The following is a 2254-nucleotide window of genomic DNA, read 5'->3' as shown; positions in this document are numbered from 1 at the left end:
TCTTTCATGCACTTAACCATGTAGTCGTACAAGATAAGGTCATTCGCTTTTGCTGTCTCGATGATGCTGTAAAGCATTGCGCTGGCGTCGGCACCTCTGGGAGTGTCAGAGAAGAGCCAGTTTTTTCGGCCAATAACCATGGATTTTATTGCTCGCTCAGCCCGATTGTTATCGATAGACAGGTGACCATCTTCGACATACCGAACCAGTTTCGGCCACTGACCAACCGCGTATTTGATTGCTTTGCCTAGTTCACCTGTACCGATGACCTTTTGCGATGTCAGCCATTTATGCAGGTCATCAAGCATAGGTTTCGCCAGTTTTTGTCGTTCAGTCATTCGCTCCAGAGCAGACCTTCCTTTCAGGCGAGTTTCAAGCGCATACAGTTTTTGGATTTTTGCCAGAGCGACATCCGCTTTTCCTGTTTTGCCTTTACCTTGTACCTTCTTCGCATCCATGAACTTACGGCGAGCATGAGCAAGACAGCCAAGGTGTTCAACCTTCTCCAGGCCGTCATAGACTCGGTATCCATCCGTTTGCAGGTAGCCATTGTAGTCACCAAGGAAGCCGATGGGACATGCTCTTGAGCGACGATTTTGATAATCGTACAGCACGATGTTTTTAACGCCTTCCAATGTCGCTTCAGGAGAGTCAGCACCAGAGCAGTAAACCCACATATAGCATTGCTTATCTTCTTTAAGCACGGTTAGTGGTGTTTCATCTGCCTGGATGACCACCTGCTCCAGCAAGTGTTTGTGCAGAGCGTTATACAACGGAGTAAAACGTTCGCTGACCTGCATCATCCAGCGAGCCATGGTTGTTCTGGATAGCTCGACACCAGACTGCTCGAACAGGGTTTCCTGACGGTAAAGCGGTAGCGCGTACTGATATTTTCCAAGGATGATGTTAGCCAGAAGGCTTTCTGTCGCGAAGCTTTTAGGGATAATACTGGCAGGTGCAGGCTTTTGGCTGATGCTAACCTTATCGGCTTCCTTTTCACACTGGCGGCAACTGTACTTAGGGCGAACATATTCCAGAACCTTCAGTACTGCTGGCGTGAACTCCAGCTTTTCACAACTATCTTCACCGATTTTATGCAGAGGGTGCTGGCAGCATGAGCAGACTTTTTCATCATCATCCAGGTCCAGAACGATATGCTCACGGGGCAAGTCTTTAGGAAGCGGCTTGCGTTTACCTCGTACTTTTTTGGTCGTGGTTGTCGTTACCACTTCCTGTTCGTCAGAGGCTGCATCGACCTCGCACTCCGCTTCATTAAACAGGTCACCCTGTGCATCATCATAAGGTTTGAGTGATTCAGAGCGTTTGGCGAACTGACGGTCGATAGCTAATTTGAACTGTTCAAGCAGCGATGCCTTTTCAGCCATAAGGGCTTTTACCATCGCTTGAAGCTCGGCAATATCTTGGCTGTCAGGGTTAATATCAGGCATCTTTTTCATGGCATCCATTATACTAAAAATGCCGCTGCAACACCTGATACATCTGACTTTTATAACGATTAACTCATTGTAAAATCGTGTATTTCAACAGGCTTGTGGCCGATAATAGTGAAGCCTGAGAGCAGCCTGTCCAACTCAAATTGGTTGAGGGTAAATACCTGTTTTTTCTCCTGGGAAGGCCATTTGAACTTCGCTTTTTCCAGTCGTTTATACCAGAGCGCGAAGCCCGTTTTATCCCAGTAGAGTATCTTTATTTTGTCGCGCTGTTTGTTGGTAAACAGGAACAATGCTCCTGAACTCAGAGGCAAGTTAGTTTCACACTCAACCAGTGCGGCCAGACCGTTAATGGATTTTCTGAAGTCAACGAACTCACGATACAGGTAGATAGCAGGCGCGTTAGTTAATCCCCTCATGATGATAATGCACCGATAAGTTCGGCCAGATAATCTGTTGGCGTGCCTTGCGGGATGCTCAACTCAACATCGTTAAAGCAAAGCGTCATATTTTCTGTTGCGGAATTCGTTACCTGATAGCGAGTGGTCTGTTCAACTACCTCCGCTCGGACAAAACTGCATTGCTGGTTTTCTCTGGTTAGCTTCAGCGACCGTCGCTTTGAAAAGAAAGTTGAAGGGCTGAGTTGATTCTGTCGGCAGAACTCTCTTTGGTTAAGAGAGCTGTCTTCGTATTGCTGAAATATTTCCAGCCATTCCTGATCGCTGCGTCGTCGGTGAGCCATGATCTTATCTCCTTATTAGTGAAGATAAGATCATAAGTCTGGTGCCTGGCTAATTGAATGT

The 2254-nt window shown here is 46.9% G+C and carries 3 protein-coding genes; all 3 read right to left on the bottom strand.

Going from position 1 to position 2254, the window contains the following annotated elements; translation table 11 throughout:
• Positions 1-1457 (bottom strand): IS66 family transposase (gene tnpC, locus ACF8CV_RS06115; RefSeq protein ID WP_392416288.1); only part of this gene is annotated, 1457 nt, incomplete at its 3' end.
• Positions 1458-1516: 59 nt separating this feature from the next.
• Positions 1517-1870, bottom strand: coding sequence for an IS66 family insertion sequence element accessory protein TnpB (tnpB, locus tag ACF8CV_RS06110; protein ID WP_010451947.1), 354 nt, complete (start codon positions 1868-1870; stop codon positions 1517-1519).
• Entirely contained in the window at positions 1867-2193 is a 327-nt protein-coding gene (tnpA, locus tag ACF8CV_RS06105; RefSeq protein WP_010451948.1) for an IS66 family insertion sequence element accessory protein TnpA, read from the bottom strand. The genes tnpB and tnpA overlap by 4 nt, the downstream gene beginning before the upstream one ends.
• Between the last annotated feature and the right edge of the window lie 61 nt (positions 2194-2254).

The organism is Vibrio sp. zbq_1 (assembly GCF_043102935.1).
GTDB lineage: Bacteria > Pseudomonadota > Gammaproteobacteria > Enterobacterales > Vibrionaceae > Vibrio > Vibrio parahaemolyticus.
Note: the sequence above shows the minus strand (reverse complement) of the source record. Positions and strands in the feature narration are given on the sequence as shown.